14 protein-coding genes are annotated in these 23,534 nt (G+C 62.2%); 9 read left to right on the forward strand and 5 right to left on the reverse strand.

Annotation, left to right across the window (positions count from 1 at the left end):
* Positions 1 to 42: 42 nt before the first annotated feature.
* Positions 43 to 672 (forward strand): nucleoside 2-deoxyribosyltransferase, encoded by a 630-nt coding sequence (locus J2D73_RS14315; protein ID WP_207882365.1) that lies wholly within the window; start codon positions 43 to 45, stop codon positions 670 to 672.
* Between the two features lie 135 nt (positions 673 to 807).
* Positions 808 to 1,722, forward strand: coding sequence for a DMT family transporter (locus J2D73_RS14320; RefSeq protein ID WP_207882368.1), 915 nt, complete (start codon positions 808 to 810; stop codon positions 1,720 to 1,722).
* A gap of 246 nt (positions 1,723 to 1,968) precedes the next feature.
* Here the strand turns inward: J2D73_RS14320 and J2D73_RS14325 are convergent, their stop codons facing one another.
* The 4 genes from J2D73_RS14325 to J2D73_RS14340 all read right to left on the reverse strand — a co-directional run bounded on the left by J2D73_RS14325 (position 1,969) and on the right by J2D73_RS14340 (position 8,538).
* Complete coding sequence (locus J2D73_RS14325) at positions 1,969 to 3,720, reverse strand: glycosyltransferase family 2 protein (protein ID WP_207882370.1); 1,752 nt, start codon at positions 3,718 to 3,720, stop codon at positions 1,969 to 1,971.
* 463 nt (positions 3,721 to 4,183) lie between these two features.
* A complete protein-coding gene (locus tag J2D73_RS14330) occupies positions 4,184 to 5,494 on the reverse strand; it encodes an RsmB/NOP family class I SAM-dependent RNA methyltransferase (protein WP_207882372.1) in 1,311 nt (436 codons plus the stop codon).
* Positions 5,495 to 5,616: 122 nt separating this feature from the next.
* Positions 5,617 to 7,113 (reverse strand): IMP dehydrogenase, encoded by a 1,497-nt coding sequence (gene guaB, locus J2D73_RS14335; protein ID WP_207882379.1) that lies wholly within the window; start codon positions 7,111 to 7,113, stop codon positions 5,617 to 5,619.
* Positions 7,114 to 7,443: 330 nt separating this feature from the next.
* A complete protein-coding gene (locus J2D73_RS14340) occupies positions 7,444 to 8,538 on the reverse strand; it encodes a glycosyltransferase family 4 protein (RefSeq protein ID WP_207882382.1) in 1,095 nt (364 codons plus the stop codon).
* Between the two features lie 240 nt (positions 8,539 to 8,778).
* Between J2D73_RS14340 and J2D73_RS14345 the strand changes: the two genes are divergently transcribed.
* The 7 genes from J2D73_RS14345 to J2D73_RS14375 all read left to right on the forward strand — a co-directional run bounded on the left by J2D73_RS14345 (position 8,779) and on the right by J2D73_RS14375 (position 20,926).
* Entirely contained in the window at positions 8,779 to 9,309 is a 531-nt protein-coding gene (locus J2D73_RS14345) for a UPF0262 family protein (protein WP_086642799.1), read from the forward strand.
* Between the two features lie 247 nt (positions 9,310 to 9,556).
* Positions 9,557 to 11,083 carry a siroheme synthase CysG gene (gene cysG, locus J2D73_RS14350; protein ID WP_207882384.1) on the forward strand — a complete coding sequence of 509 codons (1,527 nt, stop codon included), beginning with the start codon at positions 9,557 to 9,559 and terminating at the stop codon, positions 11,081 to 11,083.
* A 124-nt stretch (positions 11,084 to 11,207) separates the two neighbouring features.
* Positions 11,208 to 11,798, forward strand: a complete 591-nt coding sequence (locus J2D73_RS14355; protein WP_207882497.1) for a YjbE family putative metal transport protein — start codon at positions 11,208 to 11,210, stop codon at positions 11,796 to 11,798.
* Positions 11,795 to 13,783: a lytic transglycosylase domain-containing protein gene (locus J2D73_RS14360; RefSeq protein ID WP_207882387.1), complete on the forward strand. Its 1,989-nt coding sequence runs from the start codon at positions 11,795 to 11,797 to the stop codon at positions 13,781 to 13,783. Before J2D73_RS14355 ends, J2D73_RS14360 begins: the two co-directional genes overlap by 4 nt.
* Before the next feature lie 221 nt (positions 13,784 to 14,004).
* The gene (gene mutS / locus J2D73_RS14365; RefSeq protein WP_207882499.1) at positions 14,005 to 16,647 is read left to right on the forward strand and encodes a DNA mismatch repair protein MutS; all 2,643 of its coding nucleotides are present in this window, start codon (positions 14,005 to 14,007) and stop codon (positions 16,645 to 16,647) included.
* Positions 16,648 to 16,751: 104 nt separating this feature from the next.
* Positions 16,752 to 19,634, forward strand: coding sequence for a [protein-PII] uridylyltransferase (locus J2D73_RS14370; RefSeq protein WP_408736849.1), 2,883 nt, complete (start codon positions 16,752 to 16,754; stop codon positions 19,632 to 19,634).
* 110 nt (positions 19,635 to 19,744) lie between these two features.
* Positions 19,745 to 20,926, forward strand: coding sequence for a restriction endonuclease (locus J2D73_RS14375; RefSeq protein WP_207882395.1), 1,182 nt, complete (start codon positions 19,745 to 19,747; stop codon positions 20,924 to 20,926).
* Positions 20,927 to 20,940: 14 nt separating this feature from the next.
* Here J2D73_RS14375 and J2D73_RS14380 read toward each other — a convergent pair whose 3' ends face one another.
* Entirely contained in the window at positions 20,941 to 23,439 is a 2,499-nt protein-coding gene (locus J2D73_RS14380) for a TonB-dependent receptor (protein WP_408736848.1), read from the reverse strand.
* Positions 23,440 to 23,534 lie beyond the last annotated feature (95 nt).

Consider the following 23,534-nt stretch of genomic DNA (forward strand, 5'->3'; position numbering starts at 1 on the left):
CTGATCAGGCGATCGCATTGATTGGGATCACCTGCTTCGGAAATGAGTCCCCCCCCCGCCGTGCCGACGAAACCTAAATCCACCAGTCACCGCCCCCGCGTGTACCTTGCAGGCGATCTCGTCTTCCGCCCCGACCCGGAGAGCCTGTTCGCCACCCTGAAGGCGGTATGCGCAGCGCACGGTCTGGAAGGCGTGGCGCCGCTGGACGGACAGATCGACCTCAGCGGACTACCGCCCGGACTGGAAACGACGCTGTCCATCGTCACAGCCGATCGCAATCTCATGGATTCATGTGATGCGGGGATATTTTGCCTCGACCCGTTTCGCCGCGCCGCCGACATGGACCCCGGCACCGCCGTCGAGATCGGCTACATGGCGGCGCAGGACAAAGCGCTGGAAGGCTATACCGTCGACGGCAGATCCTATCCCGATAAAGTACGGGACTACTGCGCCCGAGCATGGGGCGAAGGCCTGCGCCTGCGCCAGACCACGGGGGGCAGCGGGTCATTAGAGGATGCTGACGGCCTGATCGTGCATTCGGAAGGGATGGTTCAGAACGGCATGACGGAAGGCTTCATTCGCCTCTCCGGCGGCTCCGTCCATGTCGCCACAACGCTTCCGGAAGCGCTGGCCCTTGCTGCCGCGGCCTTGGCGAAGCGCCTTGCAGACTGACCAAGCGTCGATACGATCTTACAACAGATTATAGCCGGTATGTATAAACCGATTATCTGTCATTGAAAAATTTCATATAAATCCTGATGCTCCTGCGCCGTCGGCTGGCGGAGGATCAGCGCGGATTTTTAACAAATGACCACCGCTCAGGACGACATCCCAAGAGGCCTGACGCTCTGCGCCCTTGGCTATCTGTGTTTTTCCATGCAGGACGCGACCGTGAAGTGGTTGGTCGCCACATACTCGGTGCCGGAAATCCTGCTCTTTCGAAGCTTCGTCGTCGTGGCGATCGCCTGCATCATCGGACGACGGCAAGGCCTAGCGCTGCTCAAGCCCCGCAACCCGAGCGCCATCCTCGCCCGCGCATCGCTTATGCTGATGGCGTGGTTCTCATACTACTCGGCAGCACGATCGCTTGGGCTCGCGGAACTGACGACGATCTACTTCGCCGCGCCAGTCATCACGGTCGCGCTGTCGGTCTTTGTGCTACGCGAGCATGTCAATGCAGGGCGATGGGCGGCCGTGCTCGTCGGCTTCGCCGGGGTTTTGACGGCGGCTGCGCCGCACGGCGACATCTCCGGCCTGAAGCCAGCGCTGGCTGCGTTTTTCGCAGCGATCTGCTGGGGCATGAGTTCGATTTTGATCCGCGTCATCAGCCGCTCTGATTCGACAGCAAGCCAGATCGCCCTTACGAACGGCTTCTTCGCAGTCACATGCGCACTTGCACTGCCATGGATGTGGCGGACGCCGGACCTTGCGGCTCTCGCCATGATGCTGGGCCTTGGCGTTGCTAGCGGCTTCGGCCAATTCCTTCTCTACGAAGGCTTCCGCTACGCGCCCGCGTCCGTGGCCGCCCCTATGGAATACACGGGACTGATCTGGGCGTTCATCTACGAGTATCTGATCTGGAACGACGTTCCTCACGCCAACGTATTTGGCGGCGCACTGTTGATCGTCGGCGCGAGCCTGACGCTGGTATGGTCAGAGCGCCAGCGCAAGCGCGGCTTTCGCGGCGCGGCGGTATCCAGTCCTGACGCGGCGCCTCAATGAGGCGCTTTTGTTTCATCCGGGAGCGGCGAGGCGCAGCGTCTGATCGGCTGCAGGCAACTGATCGGACGCCCCTTTCGCATCAGCGAACTACGGCCACGCGTCAACCAAACTCTACTTTTTCGTGAATTGATGCTGAAAAACTTGCGTGCATAGCGCACTATAAGGAGGTGAACGCCCATACCAGAACCGCATAAGGAGCCAACCTAGCCCACCTTCGCAGGGCACACACAAGCACGCACTCCCAATTCAGGACACTCTTTCGTCATCCAGCATGGCCGCCAACATTTCCATCTGCGGGGAACGGGGAGCAACAAGCCGAAACTCGTTTTTCAATTTTCTTACTCTTATATCATATAATTTCTGAACGTTACTATTGGCCTGACGAATTGCGGCAACGCCCAGCAGTCGTTCATGCTCCTGAAGGTTCAATGGAATTTGTCGCTGCATCATAACGCCACCATCCTCCTCGCCTATTTGATCGAATGAGCTTAAAAAAACATCTAAAAACGCCGACATGTCTACAATATTAACAAATATATCTTCGGAAATAGCTGGAAAATCACCTCTGTTTCTAGAGAATTTCCACAAAAACTCCTCAGCGGATTTGAGAAAATAATGATAAATTTGTGCGTGTGATGCAAGAGGCGATTCAGATAATGCGTTCCCCGAAGCTCTCTCCAACGGGATGTAAGGTTTTTTGTTCGCAGCAACCATTACGGAATTTCGACGCGGATCAGAGACAGGTTCATGTGGGCATGCCCCATAGAAATTTCGTGGTTTAAATATTGATTTTATATGAGGGTCTATCGCTCCCCAGCTGAAAAACCGACTGTAAATCGAAGCATTGTTCCGTTTTTTTTGACCGGACGAACCAACAAAACGCCAATTCACCGCGATGACATCCTCTCGTGACAGAGAGTGCCAGTCGAGAAAATCATTTACATCAGAAAACATATTTTTATCGAAACACAAAAATTCATCCATATCCACAAATATGGACCATTCGTAATTAAGAATCTCTTTATTCAGCATAAGGCAGTGCGAATAGCTCTTCCCCTGGGCATTATCGCCCTGCTTCACATGTCCATCGCACCAAGTTATCAGACCAGTATCGCTCAACGCTTTAAGAATTTCTTCAGATCCATCCGTATTATTATTGCTGTAGATAATTATCTTATCAACGCCAATTGCCCGATAATGTGCAACCCAGTCCAGTATATATATCCCTTCATTGCGGATCGTGGTCACAACGCAGGATTTCTTTATAGGCTTCACGCAACACCTTGCCGCAAAGCGTAAAAATTCTTCTGTATCCAATTTGTATTGAGGCAGACTCGTTCGCGAAATCTCTGATGACGCCGCCCTCAAGTCATAATATCCGCTCTCTGGCCTTCCCTCCCCAAGCCACCGAGCCAAATCTTTTATGTCAGACTCAAGGTCATTGTCGAACAATTGTGAAATCAGGCTCAAAAATGACGGATCGACAAGGAATCTCTGTGCAATTTCCTTGACTAAAACGTCCCGACAGTTACTCAACACGCAGGAAAAGATTGCTCGTTTCTCCAACAGATCAAGATCAGACAGGAGAAGTTCTTTGACGGCGTCGATATCATTCTCTCTGAAATCGAAGTCGTACATTGAGCGGGCGTCAAAAACCACACCTGCGGTCGAGCGGTACAACTCCCAGGCGCTGACGCTCGCTCTCGGCTCAATGTAACTGCAACCATCATGTCCACCCGTGGGCGTCGCACAAAGAAATTTCCTATCTTCTAAATACAAGATAGAGAAATTACCATCAATATGATGAACCACTTCGACTAAATGTCCATAAGACATTCGGCCGGAATCAAATATTTTTAATTTTTTACCTCTCTCACCATCATAAATAACAAAAAATTTTCCTACTTTTACACAGCCAATTTCTGACGATTTTTCTTTTGTCATCAACCTGCCATCAGAAATGGCTAAAAAAGATCCATGCTCCGTTGTAATAATCATTAACAATCCCCCCCCTAAAAACACCACCTCTTTATCGCATCAATCGGAAACTTCATTATCGGAATGAATATTGACTACACAATATTCATCAGCGAATAACGATATTAATTCCAGATAATCGTATTGAAAATATCCCGAAAAAGATAGAATTCAAAAACCGACCACGCAGCCTTGCATACATACGCCCCGTGCAGCGTACCGCCGAACATGCTTTGACGATGCTGGCTTCCCCGGCACGACAGCATTGATATTGTTCTTATTATTAGAAGCTCACCCGACCGCGTGATCGACGCCGCCCAATTAATAAGACACAGAGAAGCACGGCCAGCCTCTCCCTCTAACCTGCGACGCCACAAGCTGCCCGGCCAGCCTGTCACAACAAAAAACATTACCCGGCGAGCGCCTTCGTCCGCGACAAGACCCTCCGCAGCAATCACCCAGACTCAGCGGCGCGAGCCGGGCCTTACCCCTCGGAAACAGCACTCGGCGCGCGTTCCAGAACGGCGGCGAAGAACCCGTCGGTTCCGTTCCTGCCCGGCGACAGCGACAGGATCGGCGAACCCGCCAAGACCTCAGGCACATCGCGCATATCGGGCGGCGCGAGATAAAACGCCGGATTGCGTGCGAGAAATGCATCGATCTGGTTCTGGTTTTCAGCATCCAGAACCGAGCATGTGGCGTAGACCATACGCCCGCCCGGCTTCACCAGAGCCGCAGCGCGATCAAGAATCTCGCGCTGTTTCACAGTCAGCTCGGTAAGGTCCGCCTCTTCCAGCCTTACGCGAGCATCCGGATTGCGCCGCCACGTCCCCGTCCCGGTGCATGGCGCGTCCACCAGCACGCGGTCGAAACTCGCGGCCCGACGTTTCGCCCACTTGTCGCCCGGGACAAGCAGATGTCTCTCGACATTATGCACGCCGGCGCGACGCAGTCGACGCACCGCCCCCTCCAGCCGTGGCTCGGAAACGTCGCACGCCACGATATGCCCCTTGTTCGCCATCGTCATGGCGATGGCCAGCGTCTTGCCGCCCGCGCCCGCACAGTAATCGAGCACGCGCATGTCCGGCCCGGCGCCGAGCATCGCCACGACAAGCTGGCTGCCTTCGTCCTGAATTTCGACAAGGCCGTCCTTGAAAGCGGCGCTGCTCGTAACCGGCAGACGGCCCGGCAGGCGTAGACCCCACCGAGACAGTTCGGTCGGGTCGGCATGCAGCCCGTCTCGCGCCAGCGCCTTGCGCGCGGCCTCCCGATCGCCCCGTAACGTATTGACGCGGAGGTCGAGCGTCGCCTCCCGCGCCATCGCTGCAAGCTCCGCCTCAAGCGTATCGCCGAATCGCTGCTCCAGATGCGGCAGCAGCCAGTCCGGGATCTCAAGCCTTACGGCGCGCGGCGCACCCTCAAGTGAAGCGGCGTCGGACTGTGTCAGCTTGTCCAACGCGTGACGTTCGTCCGCGCTCAAGGCGCCAGGCGCGAACCGTCCCTCAACGAAGCCCTGGGACAATGCGCCGAGGCTATCCCCCTGTTCCATCCGCCGGGCGGCGACGCGCAAGCGCGGCGTCGCAGAAGCCCCAACCTGTTCCAGGCGCCATGCGACGCGCCGCCAATGCCGCAGCACGTCCCACACGATCACGGAAATGGCGCGTCTGTCTCCCCCGCCGATAAAGCGACGTTCGCGAAAGAACGCGTTGGCGACGGCGTCCGCCGGACGGCGCGGTGTGGCGTCCATGGCGGTCAAAAGATCAATGGCGGCGGCGAGCCGGGCGGAGGGGGTCATGAATATCCTGAAACAGAAACTGGCGCCGACGCCACAAGCGTCAGGAACGCGGCCAACGCGCGTCCCGCAAAATCCGGTTCGTCCGCACGCGCCTTACAAGACGCCGCGCGCGGACGCGCAGATCAGTCGCGCCGGTAATTCGGCGCTTCACGTGTGATGGAGACATCGTGGACGTGGCTCTCGCGCAGCCCCGCTCCGGTGATCCGGCGGAACCGCGTGCGCGTCTGCAGGTCGCGCAGGTGGGCTGAACCCGTGTAGCCCATGCCCGCCTTCAGGCCGCCGACGAGCTGATGCACCACCGCGCCCATCGCGCCCTTGTAAGCGACCCGCCCCTCGATGCCTTCCGGCACCATCTTGTGGGTGTCCTTGACTTCCTGCTGAAAGTAACGGTCTGCGGATCCCCGCGCCATGGCGCCGAGGCTACCCATACCGCGATAGGATTTGTAGGAACGCCCCTCATAGAGGAACACTTCGCCTGGCGCCTCTTCCGTGCCAGCGAGAAGCGACCCTACCATCACCACGTCAGCGCCCGCGCCGATCGCCTTGACCAGATCGCCCGAATTCCGGACACCGCCGTCGGCGATGGCGGGCGTGTCGCGCCCATGGCAGGCTGCAGCCGTCTCAAGCACCGCAGAGAACTGCGGCACACCGACGCCTGCGACAATGCGGGTCGTGCAGATGGAGCCCGGCCCGATGCCGATTTTCACGCCGTCAGCGCCGACGTCGATCAGGGCTTCAGCCGCTTCCGGCGTTGCAACGTTCCCCGCAATGACCTGCACCGAGCCGTCAACGGACTTGATCCGCTCGACCGCGCGCAGCACGCCTGAGGAGTGACCGTGCGCGGTGTCGACCACCAGCACGTCGACGCCAGCCTCTATCAGCAGGCGCGCACGGCTGAAGCCGTCCTCGCCCACGCCCGTCGCGGCAGCGCAACGCAGGCGGCCGAGGCCGTCCTTGATCGCCAGCGGATGAGCGACCGCCTTGTCCATGTCCTTCACGGTGATGATGCCGACGCAACGGTTGGAATCGTCAACCACCAGCAGCTTTTCGATCCGATGCTTGTGCAGGAGCTGACGCGCAACGGCTGGGTCCGCGCCATGCCGCACCGTGACCAGATTTTCATGCGTCATCAGCTCGGCGACGCGTTGCTTGGGATCAGTCGCGAAGCGCACGTCGCGGTTGGTCAGAACGCCGACCAGAACCTGCGTGCCGGGCTCAACCACCGGCAGGCCGCTGATTCCGTTGCGCGCCATGATCGTCCGCACTTCTGCGAGCGTCTGTTCAGGACCAACCGTAACCGGGTTGACGACCATGCCGGACTCGAACCGCTTGACGCGGCGGACATGCTCGGCCTGCTCCTCGGGGTCCAGATTCTTATGGATGACGCCAAGGCCGCCTTGCTGCGCCATCGCGATCGCCATGGCCGACTCCGTGACCGTGTCCATCGCGGCGGAGATCAGCGGGATGTTCAGATCAATGGTGCGGGTAAGGCGTGTGCGCGTGTCGGCGTGCGCGGGCAGCACGTCGGAGGCCGCCGGAACGACGAGCACATCGTCGAACGCCAGCGCTTCGGTGATACGGTCATAGAGTGAGCCGAACTGTGTGCCTCTAGTCGCCATGGCGCGGGAACCCCTCTGAGTGAAGCGGGCGACCCAACTGCATGACAGGCCCAAGCCTGCAGCCCTGTGCGTTCGGAAAATCGACAGCGCAAAACACGCCGCTCGTTTCCGGACGTCTCCTCAAGGGCAGGCCGTTTTGGCGGCTCGCCTCGGGTCCCCGACCGTTGGCGCACCCTCATAAGAGCAAGCGGGACGCCTGACAAGCAGAACCGTGCTGATGACTACGTAGCAGAGCCAGAAATGTAGAAGCCGGAGCCGGAATAAATAACAAACCGCAAACAAAGCCACTTGCGGCGCGCCCCTCGGCGCTGAACTTCACCGGCGTCGCTTTTACCGACCGAGCAACTGTCGCGACAGCTCGACGTGACGTTCTGCGTAAACCTGCGAATTCACGACCGTCTTCATCCGCGCCTGCGCATTGGCCACCATGCGCACTCGCAACCCGGGATCGGCCGCGATCTCGTTGATCGCAAGAGTGAGTTCATGCGCGTCGCCTGGCTGCACATAACGAACTGCGGTCTCGTCGAAATATTCGCGCAGGCCGCCAACATCCGTCGCAATGACGGGGAGACCCATCAACGTCGCCTCCTGAACCACCGTACAACCGGAGGCGTGCAGGTTCGGCAGCAGTGGCACGACGACGATGTCCGCCCACTCGTACTGGGCCCACAATTCGTCGTTGTTCTGCACAGTCACGACCGACGCGCCCGTTGCCCCGACGACCGCGTCGTTGGCCGCCTTCGCCCGCGATATGATCCTCACCTCGCCATGGATGCGACGTCCTGCCGCAACGAGCGTTTTCCAGTCCCTGTGCTCATCGTTGCCGAGAGAGAGGATGCGCACGTCGCGCGCAACCTCCCTGAACGGGTGCGAGCGCACCGTGTCGGCGTTGATGCCGAAGAGAACCACCTCCGTGCGGCGGGTCGGAAACATCCGGGCCGCAACGGTGCGGTTGTCCGGAGAATGGAAGGTCAACAGGTCCGCCTTGTTGAGCAGAAACCGATACAGAGCTTTCTGAAGGCTATTGCGCCGCGGCCATCGATCCACGAGCCACACCGACTGGGCGAGCAGACGCGGCTTACGTCCACGCGACAGCAGCAAAACCATCGCCGTGGCAAGACTCTGGGCCTCCGTGTGGGTCCAGACTATGTCCGCCTTGCGTATCCCGTGACGATTGCGCCAGGCGTGCACAAAATCGAAGCCGAGGAGCAGCCGCACTGCATAGCGGACCGCCTTGGACGGTAACGGCTCGACCAGATCCTCGGACTGCTCGATGACGACGTTCGGCCCAGCTGCGCGGTAATATCCATAGGCGTATTTCTCGTTGACGCCGATGACCTTGCCCCGGGTCCAGAGGTCGTGCCAAACCCGCGCCCCGTAACCGTAACTCAGCTGGACAAAAACCTGCATCGCGCTCTCGATCATCTGCCACGCGCCACGCCGGTTGCACCGTAACGTCGCGCATAGGTAACGTCGCGAGGTCAAAAAAGATCAACAAGGCCAATAATTAGACTTACCTTCGAGCAGCATCGGGATTTTCCGCGAGATTTAAACCGCATGCTATGCCAGATTACCGGCGATCGACCCCGAACGACGAAGAAAAATAAAAGCAGCCACAAAACGATAACCCGGGGCGCCAGCCCGAAACGGGGCGGAGATTTCAGAGTGACGAAGCTCTTTCACGATCGGAACCGCAGCAACGAACCAACGCTGCCGCCTGACAGGCCCGACGCCCTGATCGGCGTCGTTCTCGCATCTGCGCTGGACACCGCCGCCGACGCAAATCCGGCGCGTCAACGCGACCGTGAACAGGCGATCGTGGACCTCTGCCAGACCGCGCATTTCCGGCCTGTTGGACTTACCGGACCGTTCATTCTGCACCTTTCCGTCAGCGGCCATCAGGGACTGGTCTTCGACGTCCGCAGCGAGGAAGATCAACCGCTACACGCACAGCTCATATCCCTGACGCCGTTCGGGCGGCTTCTCAAGGATTACGCGCTGATGATCGACAGCTTCGAAGCCGCCATGGAAGAAGGCAATCGCAGCAAGGTGCAGGCGATCGACATGGGGCGCCGCGGTATCCATGACGAAGCCGCCGATCTTCTGATGGAGCGCCTCGACGGGAAAATCGCCATGGACCGACCCACCGCCCGGCGGCTTTTCACGCTGATCTGCCTGTTGACGCAGCGCGGCTGATTTCCACGTTCGGCCTGGAACGGTCGGAACGCCACGCCAGCGGTTCCTAGACCTGATGGCTGCGCCGATCGGGCTGGATCGGACTGCGCCAATTCGCTAGAGCATCGTCCGATCGGACGGAAACATCTGACAAGACAACGATATTCGTCAAAACAACAGTTTTAAGGCGTTGTCTGCGTAGACGGACGAGACTCTGACGCCGCTTTGCCGGTTGCGTCGGCCAGACCTGAACCCGGCGGAGGAGCTTATGACAGTGCAACGGCCTGAAGGGCTTTCCGATCCGGACAAACAGGAAATCCCGTATGAAGAGGCGCTCCACGACGACGCCGAGGCCGAGACGCGGGCCTCCGAGGCGGACGCCGAAGACGACGCATGGTTCCCCCTTGTCCTGCGTCTTGGCGGCGGCGCCCGCGCCCTAGTGGTCGGTGGAGGCGCCATAGGCGCGAACAAGACTGCGCTGCTCGTCGCCGCCCGCGCGCATGTCGTCGTCCTGGCGCCTGAACTCTGCCCGGAGCTCGCGAGACTGCATCGGGACGGACGCATCGAGCACGTCGCGCAGGCGGTGAGCGAGACCCTGCTGGAATCCCTGCTCCCCGGCGCCCGCGTCGTCTTCGCCGCCACCGATGATCGCAGTGTAAACCGTGCGGTCGCCCGGATCGCCGGTGCCGCGAACATACCGGTCTGCGCCGTGGACGACCCGGAGGCGTCAACCTTCATCACGCCCGCCATCGTGCGGCGGGGACCGGTGCAGGTCGCGATCTCCACCTCCGGCGCAGCACCCGTTCTCGCGCGACGTCTGCGCGAAAAGATCGAAGCGATGCTGCCCGGTCGCCTCGACGCGCTCGCGCGCTTCATGCGCGCCCGCAGGCCCGAGATGAACGCCATCCATCCCGGAGCGGATACGCGACGACGTGTCTGGGAGGCGTTTCTCGACGGGCCGGGAGCCGAACAGGCGCTCGCCGGACAGGAAGACCTCGCCACGCAAACACTGGAGCGACTGGCCCGTGGCCAGGGCGAGCGGATGGGCGAGGTCTGGCTTGTCGGCGCCGGGCCGGGGGACCCGGACATGCTCACCCTCGGCGCACTGCGACTGATGCAGAACGCCGACAGCGTGCTCTACGATCGTCTGCTTCCACCCGAAATCCTTGAACGCGTGCGACGCGACGCCGAGCGAATCTTCGTCGGCAAGGCGCGTAGCGACCATGTGCTGCCGCAGGACCAGATCAACGAGGAACTCGTGCGGCGCGCCCGCGCCGGAGAGCGCGTCCTTCGCCTGAAAGGCGGCGACCCGTTCATCTTCGGACGCGGGGGGGAGGAAGTTGAGGCGCTTATGGCGGCTGGCGTCCCGTTCAGGATCCTGCCCGGCGTGTCGGCTGCGAACGGATGCGCTGCGACCGCCGGCATTCCCCTCACCCATCGCGATTGTGCGCAGTCCTGCCTGTTTCTGACGGGACACGCCCGCGCCGACGGCGAACTGGATCTGCCATGGGACACAATAGCCCGGCATGGACAGACAGTCGTAATCTACATGGGCCTCGGCGGCCTCGCCTCTCTCTCAGCGCAGTTGCAGACGCACGGCCTGCCCGCAAACTGGCCCGCCGCGCTGGTGGAGAACGGCACACGTCCCGAACAGCGCGTGATCGCCGGCGACCTAGCCACCCTTCCTGCGAAGGCTATTACGGAAAATGTGAAGAGTCCTGCTCTGATCATCGTCGGTGAGGTCGTGCGCCACCGCGTCATCTCGCCGCGCGGCGAGAGCAGTCGCGCATCCTGAAACCAGCCGCCCGCGCGCACGACGAGCCGCCGCGCGCCCCCTTAATCTTTTCCAGGTGGTTAGCTAAAGTATGGCGTCTGCTCCGATGGAGCGGAGCCAGCACCGGAGCACGATTATTTCCGACATGTTTTCCCTCGCCGCCATCACCGCTCTCGCTCAGGTGGTGCTGATCGACGTCACGCTCGCTGGCGACAACGCCATCGTCGTCGGCCTCGCCGTTCGCCGCCTCGCCGCCGAACAACGACGTATCGCGGTCATCGTCGGCGTCGCGGCGGCCGCCATCATTCGACTGGGCCTGGCGCTCATCGCCACGCAGATGCTTGCGATCATTGGCCTGCGGCTGGCGGGAGGATTGCTGCTGTTATGGGTCTGCTGGCGCATGTACCGCGAATTGCGCGGACCGGATCATCACACTGACGACGCGACTCCGGCGCCCGGCGCACTGCGGGCGGCGATATTCCGAATTATCGTCGCCGACCTGTCCATGAGTCTCGACAACGTGCTCGCGGTCGCAGGCGCTGCAGCGGAGCACACCTGGGTGCTCGTCACCGGCCTTGCTTTCTCGGTCCTGCTGATGGCCGTCGCGGCGTCGCTGATCGCGCGCCTGCTCGAACGTTTTCGCTGGATCGCGTGGCTGGGACTGCTGGTCGTGCTCGGCGTGGCCATTGAACTGATTATCCGTGGCGGCAACGACGTCTGGGGCGTGATGCATTGAAGAAATCGTTCCTGCACGCCGGGGTAGCCAGCGCAGTCCTTCTGTCGTCCTGCGCCGGAGCGCCCGACCCCGCTGATCCGCCCGCCTACTCCGCTCCCGCCATAACGACCGCGCCGACGGTTCCGACACAGCCAGTCGCTGTCGTGTCGATGAAGCTGACAGATCGGCTAACCGTCTGGCGGCAGCTCGTCGCTCCGTCTCCCGGCGAGATTCCCGCGTCGACATATGCGCAGTTTCTCGCCACCAAACCGGTCTGGCCGCACTGGAAGCTGATCGAAACGCGTTTCCAGAAAGCGCTGGCCGACGAACCTGACGACGGCGTCGCCCGCTCGCTCTGCGCTTCGGCCTCGCTCAACGCTGCGCGCGCCCTGTCGCGGTGTGTCGCGGTGCTCGGCGCGACGCCCTCATTGCGGGCGGCCGGACGTGCGGCGTGGCGCGATGCGAACGACGGCGCGCAGGACGCGGCCTTGCTGCGCTCCCTCTTCGCGGCCGATCTGTCCACGCAGGATAACTGGGCTCGGTTTCAACGCGAGGAAAGATCCGGCCAACTGACGGCGGCGAGCCAGACGGCGCAGCTTCTTCCCGCCGATCTGGCGGCGCTTGCGACCGCCCGGGTCGCTTTCCACCGCAACGATCCCGGCGCGGAAGCGCTGCTCGCCAACGTGCCCGCAGCAAGGCGCAGCGACCCGGTTCTCGCACTCGACCGCCTGCGTTGGCTGCGTAAGGCGGAGCGCCTCGACGATGCGCTGGCCCTGTGGAAATCCGAAGGCATGACGGCGGAGCGTCGCGCCAGCGAGGCTGGCGCTGCGACGGCCTTCTGGACTGAACGAGACGCCCTCGCCCGTGCGTTGCTGGCGCAGGGTCGCGACGCGGACGCTTTCGCAATCGCCGACGACGCAATGCCCGCGACGGACGTCCACAGCGCTGACGCCGCATTCCTGAGCGGCTGGATCGCATTGCGACGACTCCACGACGCGACGACGGCCACACAGCACTTCACAACCGTCGCGCAGTCTCGATCGCTGATCGTTCGCAGCGGAGGCTATTACTGGCTCGGCCGCGCGCGTACGGCGGCGGGCGACGCTGCGGGAAGCGAGGCCGCATGGCGGCAGGCTTCGCAATGGCCGCAGACGTTCTACGGACAGATGGCGATCTCGGCGCTGGCCCATGATGGCGCCACCCTGCTTTCTCCCGGCTCAGTGCCCGCGTCCGTCAAGACGGCCCTGCAGCGGTTCGATGCGTCCGGAGATCCGGTTGCGTCGTCCGTCGCCGTGCGGACAATCGCCAGCAGCGATCTGGCGCAGGCCGCGCGCATTCTCGTAGCGTGGGGCGACAAAAGACACGCGCGCGAATTTCTGACGATGCTGCTCGGGCAGACGACGAACGCGGGAGAGCGCAGCGCTCTGGCCGCTTTCGCGACGCGGCTCGGGTTGCAGGACGTTGCCGTCGCCGTGGCGCGGCGGGACGGGCGAGAGGGCCTTGCTCTTCCCGCTCTGGGCTGGCCCGCGCCAGTGACGCCGCCGCCCTCCTCCCTTCCCCCCGGTTTCGCGCTCGGTCTGATGCGGCAGGAAAGCAGCTTCGACCCCGAAATCGCCAGTGGTTCCGGGGCTATCGGCCTCATGCAGCTTCTGCCCGGCACGGCGCGCGACATGGCGCGGCTCGTCTCGCGCAATGGCGGCGGTTCGATCGCCGTCGATGGCGGCACGCTACGCGATCCATCGATCAATATGCAGCTTGGCACGACATATCTCGGGCAGATCTATGACAAGTTCGGCGGGGTCGCGCCTTACGCCGCCGCCGGTTACAACGCCGGTCCGCACCGCGTCAGCCAATGGCTGGAATCGGCCGGAGACCCCGCGCGAACGGGCGGCGATCAGGACGCGATGCTCGACTGGATCGAGACCATTCCTTACACGGAAACGCGCGGCTACGTCATGCGCGTGTGGGAGAACATGACGATATACGCCGTCAAGAACCCGTCATGAAATCGACGCGCAAGACAAGGGCCGCTCGGGAAGCGGCCATGGTGGATGCTGACGTTCATACCGACACTGCGCCGGAAAGCGCGACATCGCGTTCAGGCCAGCGACCATTCGGGCGTCCTTCCGGCCACGACGAGGATCGCGCCCTCGATCGTGCTCCTGAGGACGTCCCACCGGTCGCATACCCTCCCGGACGTCCGAGCGCCGAGGGCGCGTCGCCCGCGATGGCCCAGTGGTTCGCGCTGAAGTCTGAAAACCCAGACATGCTGCTGTTCTTTCGCATGGGGGATTTCTACGAACTGTTCTTCGACGATGCGGCGGCGGCGGCGGCGGCGCTGGATATCGCGCTGACCGCGCGCGGATCTCACGCAGGAACCCCCATCCCCATGTGCGGCGTGCCGGTGGGCGCGGCGCCCGCCTACCTGTCCCGGCTGATCCGGCGCGGCTTTCGCGTCGCCATCGCAGAACAGACGGCGGAAGCGCCAAAAGCCCGCGCGGGCAAAGCCCCTGCCCAGAAAGGCCCGCTGCCTCGCGCGGTCGTCCGTCTGGTGACCCCCGGCACTCTGACGGAAGACGAACTTCTGGAAGCAGGACGCTCAAACCTGCTGGTCTCGCTTGCAACCGTCGCCGGCCGCAAGGGCGCAGTCGCCGCCCAGTGGGGCTCTGCATGGATCGACATCTCGACCGGACAATTCGAAACCGCCGCCTGCGAGGCCACGGATCTGGAACATCTTCTCGCCCGGCTCGACCCGGCGGAAATCCTCGCCCCGGCTGATCTGTCCCTTGGCGATTACGAACCGCGCCGCGCCAGCGCATTCCCGGCTCCCGCCGCCCACACCGCACGGACGCGGCTCGCCGAAGCCTTCGGCGTCGCCAGTCTTGACGCCTTCGGGACGTTCGGAGACGCCGAGGCCGCCGCTGCGATGGCCGCCGTCGATTATGTCCGCCGCTCGCAGGCGGGCGCCCTGCCCCGCCTCGGCCACCCTGTTCCTCAGTCCGAACGCGGCTCGCTCGGCCTCGACCCGGCGACGCGCGCCAGCCTCGACCTGCTGCGCGCACGCGACGGCGGGCAGGAGCATACGCTGTTCGCTGCGGTCGATCGCACCGTCACCGCGGCGGGCGCCCGTCTTCTCTCGCAGTGGATCGCTTCGCCGCTGACCGATGTCGCGTCGATATCCGCCCGACAGGAATGCTGGGACTGGATGCGCCACGCGACAGGCAAGCCCGAAGCATTTCGCGCTGTCCTTCGCGGCGCGCCCGACATCGATCGCGCGCTTGGCCGCCTTTCTGTGGGGCGCGGACAGCCACGTGATCTGGCCGCCCTGCGCGACGGAGTCCGGGCCGCACATGAGGCGGCCGCCTTGACGCCGGAAGGCAAGCACGCAGGCAAGACACTTCCGCCGCTTCTGGCCGAAGCGTTCGAGGCGATGCGCGGATGCGTCGCGCTGTTCGACCGGTTCGAAGCCGCGCTGTCGGACGAACTGCCCGCACGGATCGACGACGGCGGCTTCATCGTCACCGGGTTTGACGGAGAGCTGGACGCCCACCGGAGCCTGCGCGACGACTCACGGCGCGTCATCCTGTCGTTGCAAAACGAGTATGCGCAGCGTTTCGGCGTCGCCAGCCTGAAAATCCGCCACCACGCCCAACTGGGCTACGTGATCGAAGCGCCCACCGCTGCAGCCGCGAAACTGCGCGACGTGCCTGAACTTTCATTCCGGCAGGGCACGGCGAGCGCCGCACGGTTCTCGACCGCGGAACTGGCCGACCTCGACTCCCGCATCTCCGAAGCCGCCGAGCGCGCCGCCGCACGGGAGCGGCAGATTTTCGCCGCCCTGACGCAGGAAGCTCTGATCGATCCGGGCCTGCCAGCACTCGCCGCAGCACTCGCCCTGCTCGACGTCGTTCAGTCCTGCGCCAGCCTCGCTGCTGGCGGCGCATGGAGCCGGGCGAAGGTCGAGGACGGAGAGGCGTTCGAACTCGAAGCGTGTCGCCACCCGGTGGTGGAGGCGGCGCTGGGCTCCGGCGTCCGCTTTACGGCCAATGCGTGCTCCCTTGCCCCGGAACGCCGGGTCATGCTGCTGACCGGCCCGAACATGGCGGGCAAATCGACCTTTCTGCGCCAGACCGCGCTCGCGGTCATACTGGCGCAGGCCGGGTTGCCCGTTCCCGCGAAATCGGCGCGGATCGGCGTCGTCGATCGTCTGTTCTCGCGCGTCGGCGCCGCCGACGACCTTGCGCGCGGACGATCAACCTTCATGGTCGAAATGACCGAGACAGCGGCGATTCTGAATCAGGCAGGCCCACGCTCTCTGGTCGTGGTGGACGAAATCGGGCGCGGCACTTCCACGCTGGACGGCCTGTCCATCGCCTGGGCTGTGCTGGAGGCCATGCATTCCACGCTGCGCTGCCGTGCCATTTTCGCGACGCACTTCCACGAACTGGCCCAGCTCGCGGAGACGCTTCCGCGTCTTTCCCCGCACACCATGGCCGTGCGCGACTGGAAGGGAAACGTCGTGTTCCAGCATGAAGTCGTAGCCGGAACCGCCCGTAAAAGCTGGGGCGTCCACGTCGCGAAACTGGCCGGCGTGCCCGGCCCCGTAGTCGATCGCGCGGCCCGGCTGCTGCGCGAACTGGAGCAGGATCACTCCGTCGGGCAGCGTCCCCTGCCGCTGTTCGAAGACCTTTCGCCGACGCCCGCAGCCCCCCCGGCCAGTTGCGAGGACGACGACGAAAGGGCAGATGAGGTCCTCGCGTTGCTGTCGCGCATCGACCCGGACTCCATGAGTCCGCGGGAAGCGCTGGACGCTTTATACGAGATCAAGAAAGCAATACTTGAAGCCAAGGGCCATTTGACCCGAGGATAACTTTCCACCGTGCGCACCGGGCATTCGCCCACCCCCGCCGATAGCCCGAGACCGATCCCACCTTGACGTCGACCTCCCTGAGCGATCCGTTCCCAGTCGCCGACATTGCGTCGGCCGCCCGCGACACGCTGACCCCGCAAAGCTTCGCCGCTGGCCTCGCCTCGGCCTTGCGCGAGGCTGCGCCTGGCGAACAGGCGACGCCCGGCCGCGAAGCCGCGCTGGCGATCTTCCGCCGCCATCTCGGCCGCTATCAGGCCGAGATCAGGACACGGTTCGAAAGCCGGGAAATCAAGGGCGTGCCCGCCGCGAAACAACTCGCGGCGTACGCCGACGAACTGGTGCGCGCGCTCGCACGCTTCGCCAGCGAAACACTGGCGCCGGACGACGACCTGCTGGGGCAGATCGCCATCACGGCCACTGGCGGCTACGGCAAGCGTCTGCTTGCGCCGTTCAGCGATATCGACCTTCTGTTCCTTACCCCCGAAGCACCGTCGCCCGAAGTGCTCGCGCTGGTGGAATACGTCCTCTACTTCCTTTGGGATCTAGGCCTGAAAGTCGGGCACGCCACACGGTCGATCCAGCAATGCATCGAACAGGCCGAAGCCGACACCACCGTCCGCACCGCCCTGCTCGACGCACGCCTGCTGATCGGCAATCCCACGCTGTTCGCGATGTTCGAAGCCCGCTTCATCGTGGCATGCGTCGAGGCAGGGTCCGCCCGCTTCGTCGCAGACAAACGCGCGGAACGCACCGAACGGCACCGCCGGTTCGGCGACAGCCCGTACATGGTCGAGCCGAACATCAAGGAAGGTCGCGGCGGCCTGCGCGACATGCAGACGCTATACTGGATGTGCCGGTACAGCTTCGGCACCCGCCACGTCTCTGACCTGCTGGCCCCGGATTTCACCCGCCTCGGCCTGCTGACGGAACAGGAAGCCGCACGCGCCCGCCGGTCGTGGGACTTCCTGTGGACCGTGCGCCTGCACCTGCACTACGTCGCCGGGCGCGCCGAAGATCGCCTCACTTTCGACATGCAGCCCGTCGTCGGCGGACGCATGGGATACACGCGCCACGGCCGCCAGAACGGCGTCGAACGCTTCATGCGCCACTACTTCCTGACCGCGCGCGAGGTCATGCGCCTGACCCACGTGCTGGAGCCGACGGTCATGCGCCTGTCGCTCGGCCCCGCCGCCAACACCATGAAGGCGGACGAGGCGATGCGCGACGCCGGGTTCACGCTGCTGGACGGGCAGATCCTGCCCGCGAAAGGCGTGTCCTTCGACGAAGAGCCTATCCGGATGCTCGAACTGCTCGAATGGTCGCGCAATCGGCACATTCCGATCCACCCCCTCGCCCGGCAGCAGCTGATCCGCTGGGAGCGCCGCGCCGCGTCGCTGCGCGAAGACGCACACGCCTCTGACATTTTTCTTACGCTGCTGTGCGGCGACAGGCCGGACGAGCGCCCGCATCGCGCCCGACGCCCCGGCGCAAAAGAAGAAACACCGGATCAGCCGGAGAAAAAGCAGCTCGACCACGCGCACTGGCTGCGCATCCTCAACGAAACCGGGCTGCTCGGCGCGCTGATCCCGGACTGGTCGCGCATCGTAGGCCAGATGCAGTTCGACACGTACCACGTATTCACCGTGGACGAGCACACGATCGAGGCGATCCGTATCCTCGGCTGCCTCGAACGCGGCAAGATGGCCGACGAAATCTCCGTCGCCTATGACCTTGCGCGCGATATCCAGTCGCGGCGCGCGCTGTATATGGCCGTTCTGCTGCACGACATCGCCAAGGGACGCGGCGGCGACCACTCGGAGCTTGGCTCCGAAGTCGCGCTGGAGCTTTGCCCCAAGCTGGGACTGTCGGGCGAGGAAACCGAGACCGTCTCCTGGCTGGTCCTGCATCATCTGCTGCTTAGCCACACGGCGTTCCAGCGCGATATCGACGACCCGAAAACCATTCTCGATATTGCAGACGTCGTGCAGTCGCCGGAGCGTCTGCGCCTGCTTCTGCTGCTGACCATCGTGGACATGCGCGCCGTAAGTCCGCGGGTGTGGAACGCATGGAAAGCCACCCTGCTGCGTGAACTCTACACGCGCGTCGCCGAAGTGCTGGAAGGCGGCCTGGCCACGCCCGAGCGCGATGCCCGCGTGGCCCACAGCAAGGCGATGCTGGCCGAGCTGATGGAAGAAGACGGCGTCTCCCAGCCCGATATCGAACACTTCCTCGGCCTCGGTTACGCCAGTTACTGGCTGTCCTTCGATCAGGAGACGCAGCTTCGCCATGCGCGCCTGATCCGCGAAGCCGACGCGTGCTCCGCCCCCTTCGTCATTGAGACGCAGCCCCTGCCCGCGCGCGGCGTGACGGAAGTGACGATCCACACTGAAGACCATCCCGGCCTGTTCTCGCAGATCGCAGGCGCGATGGCGCTGGCGGGCGCGTCCATCGTCGATGCGCGCATCCATACGCTGACCAACGGAAGGGCGCTCGACACGCTGTGGATTCAGGACGCGTCGGGAGAGGCGTTCGACAAGCCGGAGCGTCTGGCGAAGCTGTCGCATAGCGTGGAGCGCGCATTGCGCGGCGATCTGGACATCCGCGCCGCCATCGCCGAGTCCGCGCCCGCGCAGATGCATATGCGCACCCGCGCCATCCATGTGCCGCCGCGCGTAGTGATCGATAACCGGGCCTCGAACTCCTACACCGTTATCGAGATCAACGGGCGCGACCGACCCGGCCTGCTGTTCGACGTCACCGGCGCGCTGAATGAACAAAAGTTGCAGATCGCGTCAGCGCACATCACGACCTACGGCGTGCGCGCGGTGGACGTGTTCTACGTCAAGGACCTGTCGGGCATGAAGGTGACGGACGAACGGCGCCTGCATGATATTCGCGAGCGGTTGCTGACGGGGTTGCGGCATGTGGAGGCGAAGTTGACCACGGGGTATGCGGCTTATGATATGGTTCGGGCGATGCAGGCTTGAGGAAGCATTAAACATTTTTATTTGACGTAAGCGCAGGCGGTAATTCAGCCATTAAAATGACATCGGGGCAAGCGTGACTTAACTTAACCAATCAAAACAAAATGGTTATTATGACAAATATCTCGTTCTCTAATCTTGAAAATGCACCCCTCATAGTCGACGCCACATACGAGAGCGATAGAAATAATACAAAAGTCATATCGTCTGAACCTTTATCCCGGCTGACGAAAACCGGGAACCAAGGTGGGTTTCGTTTTTCAGGAACAAAAGCGTCTCCAAAATTGGTCGTTCTCTATACAACATTAAATGAAATCGACTGGCCAGATTTTATAGATTATGAAAATGGCCTTCTCTATTACTATGGAGACAATCGAAAGCCGGGATCTGAATTACACACGGGCGGTCGTGGCGGAAACGAAATACTGCGCACTATTTTTGCTCTATCTCACGGCACTGCGGCGGATCGAGCGCAAGTTCCACCACTGTTGGTTTTTTCGAAAGGAAATAAACATAGAGACGTAATTTTCCGGGGATTGGCCGTACCGGGAGCGAGTCACCTAGACTCCACCTCGGACTTGGTAGCAATTTGGAAGTCCATAGGCGGCAAACGATTTCAAAATTATAAGGCTGTGTTTACGATTTTAGATATATCTCGCATCAACAGAAAGTGGCTCAACGCCATAAATAATGGCGATACATTGGGAGAGGATTGCCCAAAACCATTTAGGGCGTGGGTAAAAAAACACCATTTTGCGCCACTTAAAGCGCCACCAGTCACTAGAATAAGAACTCAGCAGGAACAGGCTGGAACAGATTTTCAACAAAGAATCGGACAGGCGATATACGAACACTTCAAGGACGATCCTATAAAATTTGAGGAATTTTCTGCCTTTATCGTAGAAAAGATGGATTCTAACGTCACATCCTTAGAGTTAACAAGACCCAGCAAAGATGGGGGACGAGATGGGATTGGACAATATCGTATAGGAAAAACACAAAATTGTATCCACGTTGACTTCGCCCTGGAGGCAAAATGTTACGAACCCAGTTCCGGTCTCGGGGTCAAAATTCTCTCGCGCCTTATTTCGCGTTTAAGACACCGACAATTTGGAGTTTTGGTTACGACAAGTTTTTTGGGAAGCCAAGCTTACCAGGAGTTAGTCGAAGATCGTCACCCCATTGTCATCTGCTCCGGTGGAGATGTCGCTGACATCCTCACTAAAACTGTACGCTTAAGAGGCGCTCGCGACACATCAGCGTGGCTACGGGAGCATTTTCCAATCAAGAAATAAAAAACTCTCGTCACTCAATAATCACAAGAAACTCGAGCCCCCACAAACCGGGGCTCACCCGGCGTATACATATACACCGTCAGCGCCTGCCCGCCGGTCTCGTAATAATGCCGGTTCAGGATATTGCTGGCGTAAACCGTCGCCTGCCAGTGGCCAGACGCCGGGCGGAACGTGGCGTGCGCGCCCAAAAGGAAATACGGCGGCAGGCGATAAAAGCCCGTGCCGCCCGGCGTCATCGCCTGACTGCCGCGATAGGACCAGTCGGGGCCGAACTCCAGCGCGTAGTCGCGCGTCAGTTGCTGCCGCCATTCCGCCGAGCCGTTAAGCGTCAGTTTCGGCTGCCCCATGTCCACACCGGAGAAATTGTCGTTGATGGCCTTCCACACGCCGTATTTCTTGTAATAGGCGTTGGTGGCGGCGCGGTTGGTCGTCGGGAAGTTCTGGAACGTTCCGCGCTGCCAGCCGATATTCTGCGTGATGAACAGTTGCGGCAGAGGCCGCGCCTCGATCGTGGCCTCGAACCCCCAGCTTTCGGATTTCGGCGCGTTGGTGATCTCGCTCAGCGGCCCGTAATCGGGGATCAGCACCGTGCCAAGAATCTGCTGGTTGTGATAATCGTTGTAGAACGCGGCGGCGTTGATACGCAGTTTGTTCGGAATCGGATCGCTCTTGATCCCGACTTCATATGTCAGAACCGTTTCCGGCTTGAACGGGTCGAGCTGCGCCTGAATCTGCGTATTGTTCGCGGTGAATCCGCCGGGTTTGAAGCCCTTGCTCATCTTGTAATAGAGCATGGCGTGGGCTGCGACCTGCCACGACACGCCGACCTGTCCTGCGAACTGGTTGGACGCCGTGTTCTGGCTGTGGAAGTTCAGCGTGCTTCCACCTGCGCCATAGATGACGGATTGCAGGCCGGTGACGCCCCGGTCATCCAGCGCATGCAGCAGACCGGCCCAGATTTTCACGCCGTGCGGCAGGCGATAGCTGACATTGCCGAATTCCGACGTGCTTTCCTGATTGATGCCGAAGCTGGTGCCGGACATGTAGCCACGCGCGGAATAATCCGTGTAATCGAAAAAGAATTCCTGATTCATCCGGCTGCGCTGATAGATCGCGCCGACGACCCATTGCAGCCGGTCTTCGGGGTGGGAGGATTGCAGGCGCGCCTCCTGCGTGAACGTGTTTGCGTCGATATTGCGATAGGCGTCGCCCTCCGCCCGCGTCGTCGCGTCCTGATCGGTGTATTCGCCCTCGCGCTCCGTCTCGAACGCGCTGATCGTGGTCAGGGTGACGGGGCCGAAATCGTGGACGATATGCAGGTCCGCGCCCCAGAACTGGTCATGTTCGCTGGGCTTCAGGCTGGCGCTGCGCCCGACCAGTCTGGCGAAGGCGGGGCGGATGTCCCATTCCGACTGTTTCCAGCCGACATTCGGCAGGGAGCCGGAGCCGAGCAGGCGGTCGATCGGGATCGCGCCGACGACCTGGCTGTCGTCCTGCGTGAAGTGGCCGGACAGGGTGACGGTCGTGTGGCTGTCGGGTTTCCATTGCAGCTTGCCGCGCAAAGCCCACAGGTCGGCATCGCCCAGATGCGCGCCGTTGACCGGGTTGGTCTGCCAGCCGCCGCCTTGCTGCGTCTGTCCCGAAAGGCGGAAGGTCAGGCCTTTGGCCAGCGGCCCGGAGATATAGGCCACGCTGCGGCTGCGGGCGTAGGAGGCGATGTCCTCGCTCGCCCCTGCATGCCATGTGCTGGTGGGGTCGGCGGTGCGGAGCATGACCTCCCCGCCCGTGTCGGACAGGCCGTGCGTCGTGCCGACCGGGCCGGGCGTGACGGTTGCGCCGGCCAGGTCGAACATCATGCCGTTCGTCATGGTGGAATAGATGAACGGCACGTCGTCGTAATAGGTCAGGACGGGGCCGGTGTTGTTCTGCGTGAAGTCGTTGAAGCCGACGCCGCGCAGGTAGAAATTGGTGGAAGCCGTGCCGTTGATGCTCTGGATGGTCAGGTTCGGCGCGACGCGCTCCAGCCCGCGCAGGGTGACGACGCCGCGTTCGATCAGGCGCGCGGCCGTCAGGTGCGTGGAGGCGTCTGCTTCCTGCTGCGCTTCGGGATAGTTGAAGTCGCGGCGCTGCCCTGTGACCTGCACCGCTTCATGTGCGGCCGGCGGCCGGCGGGCTGCCGTGGCGGGCTTTATCGCGCGGGCTGGAGATTGCATCCGTGCGGCGCGGGGTGTGGGCTGGCCTGCAGGCTGTTGGGCTGCGTGACTGCGGGCCGAGTGTTTTCGAGCGGCCTGAACGCTGCGGACGGTGGCGTTCGGCGACGCCGCAGGCGGGTTCGTCGCGCTCGGAGCGTCCCGGTTCGCAACGCTTTGGGCGACAGCTTCCCCTGCGATCGCGGGCGCCCCGGCGAAGACAGCCGCAGTCAGAAACAGGATGTGACGCTTCAGGTTTTTGCGGGGTGCTGACGTGACGGAGCGGCGCCGCTCGTCCTCAATGCGATAGGGCGCTGGCGTCACAGTCGTTTATGTCCTTATTCACCGCTCGGAAAGGCGCGTTGCGCGCGCGTGTCGGAGCGGCCTTACACCATATCCGGCGCGCCGTCAGCGGCGCG

Origin of the sequence: Acetobacter sacchari, from assembly GCF_017377715.1 — a bacterium.
GTDB classification, from domain to species: domain Bacteria; phylum Pseudomonadota; class Alphaproteobacteria; order Acetobacterales; family Acetobacteraceae; genus Acetobacter; species Acetobacter sacchari.

What these genes read in the sequence shown, in the direction of transcription:
- J2D73_RS14315 (WP_207882365.1), top strand. Translation starts at nt 43, where the DNA reads ATGAGTCCCCCCCCCGCCGTGCCGACGAAACCTAAATCCACCAGTCAC.
- J2D73_RS14320 (WP_207882368.1), top strand. Translation starts at nt 808, where the DNA reads ATGACCACCGCTCAGGACGACATCCCAAGAGGCCTGACGCTCTGCGCC.
- J2D73_RS14325 (WP_207882370.1), bottom strand. Translation starts at nt 3,720, where the DNA reads ATGATTATTACAACGGAGCATGGATCTTTTTTAGCCATTTCTGATGGC.
- J2D73_RS14330 (WP_207882372.1), bottom strand. Translation starts at nt 5,494, where the DNA reads ATGACCCCCTCCGCCCGGCTCGCCGCCGCCATTGATCTTTTGACCGCC.
- guaB (WP_207882379.1), bottom strand. Translation starts at nt 7,113, where the DNA reads ATGGCGACTAGAGGCACACAGTTCGGCTCACTCTATGACCGTATCACC.
- J2D73_RS14340 (WP_207882382.1), bottom strand. Translation starts at nt 8,538, where the DNA reads ATGATCGAGAGCGCGATGCAGGTTTTTGTCCAGCTGAGTTACGGTTAC.
- cysG (WP_207882384.1), top strand. Translation starts at nt 9,557, where the DNA reads ATGACAGTGCAACGGCCTGAAGGGCTTTCCGATCCGGACAAACAGGAA.
- J2D73_RS14355 (WP_207882497.1), top strand. Translation starts at nt 11,208, where the DNA reads ATGTTTTCCCTCGCCGCCATCACCGCTCTCGCTCAGGTGGTGCTGATC.
- mutS (WP_207882499.1), top strand. Translation starts at nt 14,005, where the DNA reads ATGGCCCAGTGGTTCGCGCTGAAGTCTGAAAACCCAGACATGCTGCTG.
- J2D73_RS14375 (WP_207882395.1), top strand. Translation starts at nt 19,745, where the DNA reads ATGACAAATATCTCGTTCTCTAATCTTGAAAATGCACCCCTCATAGTC.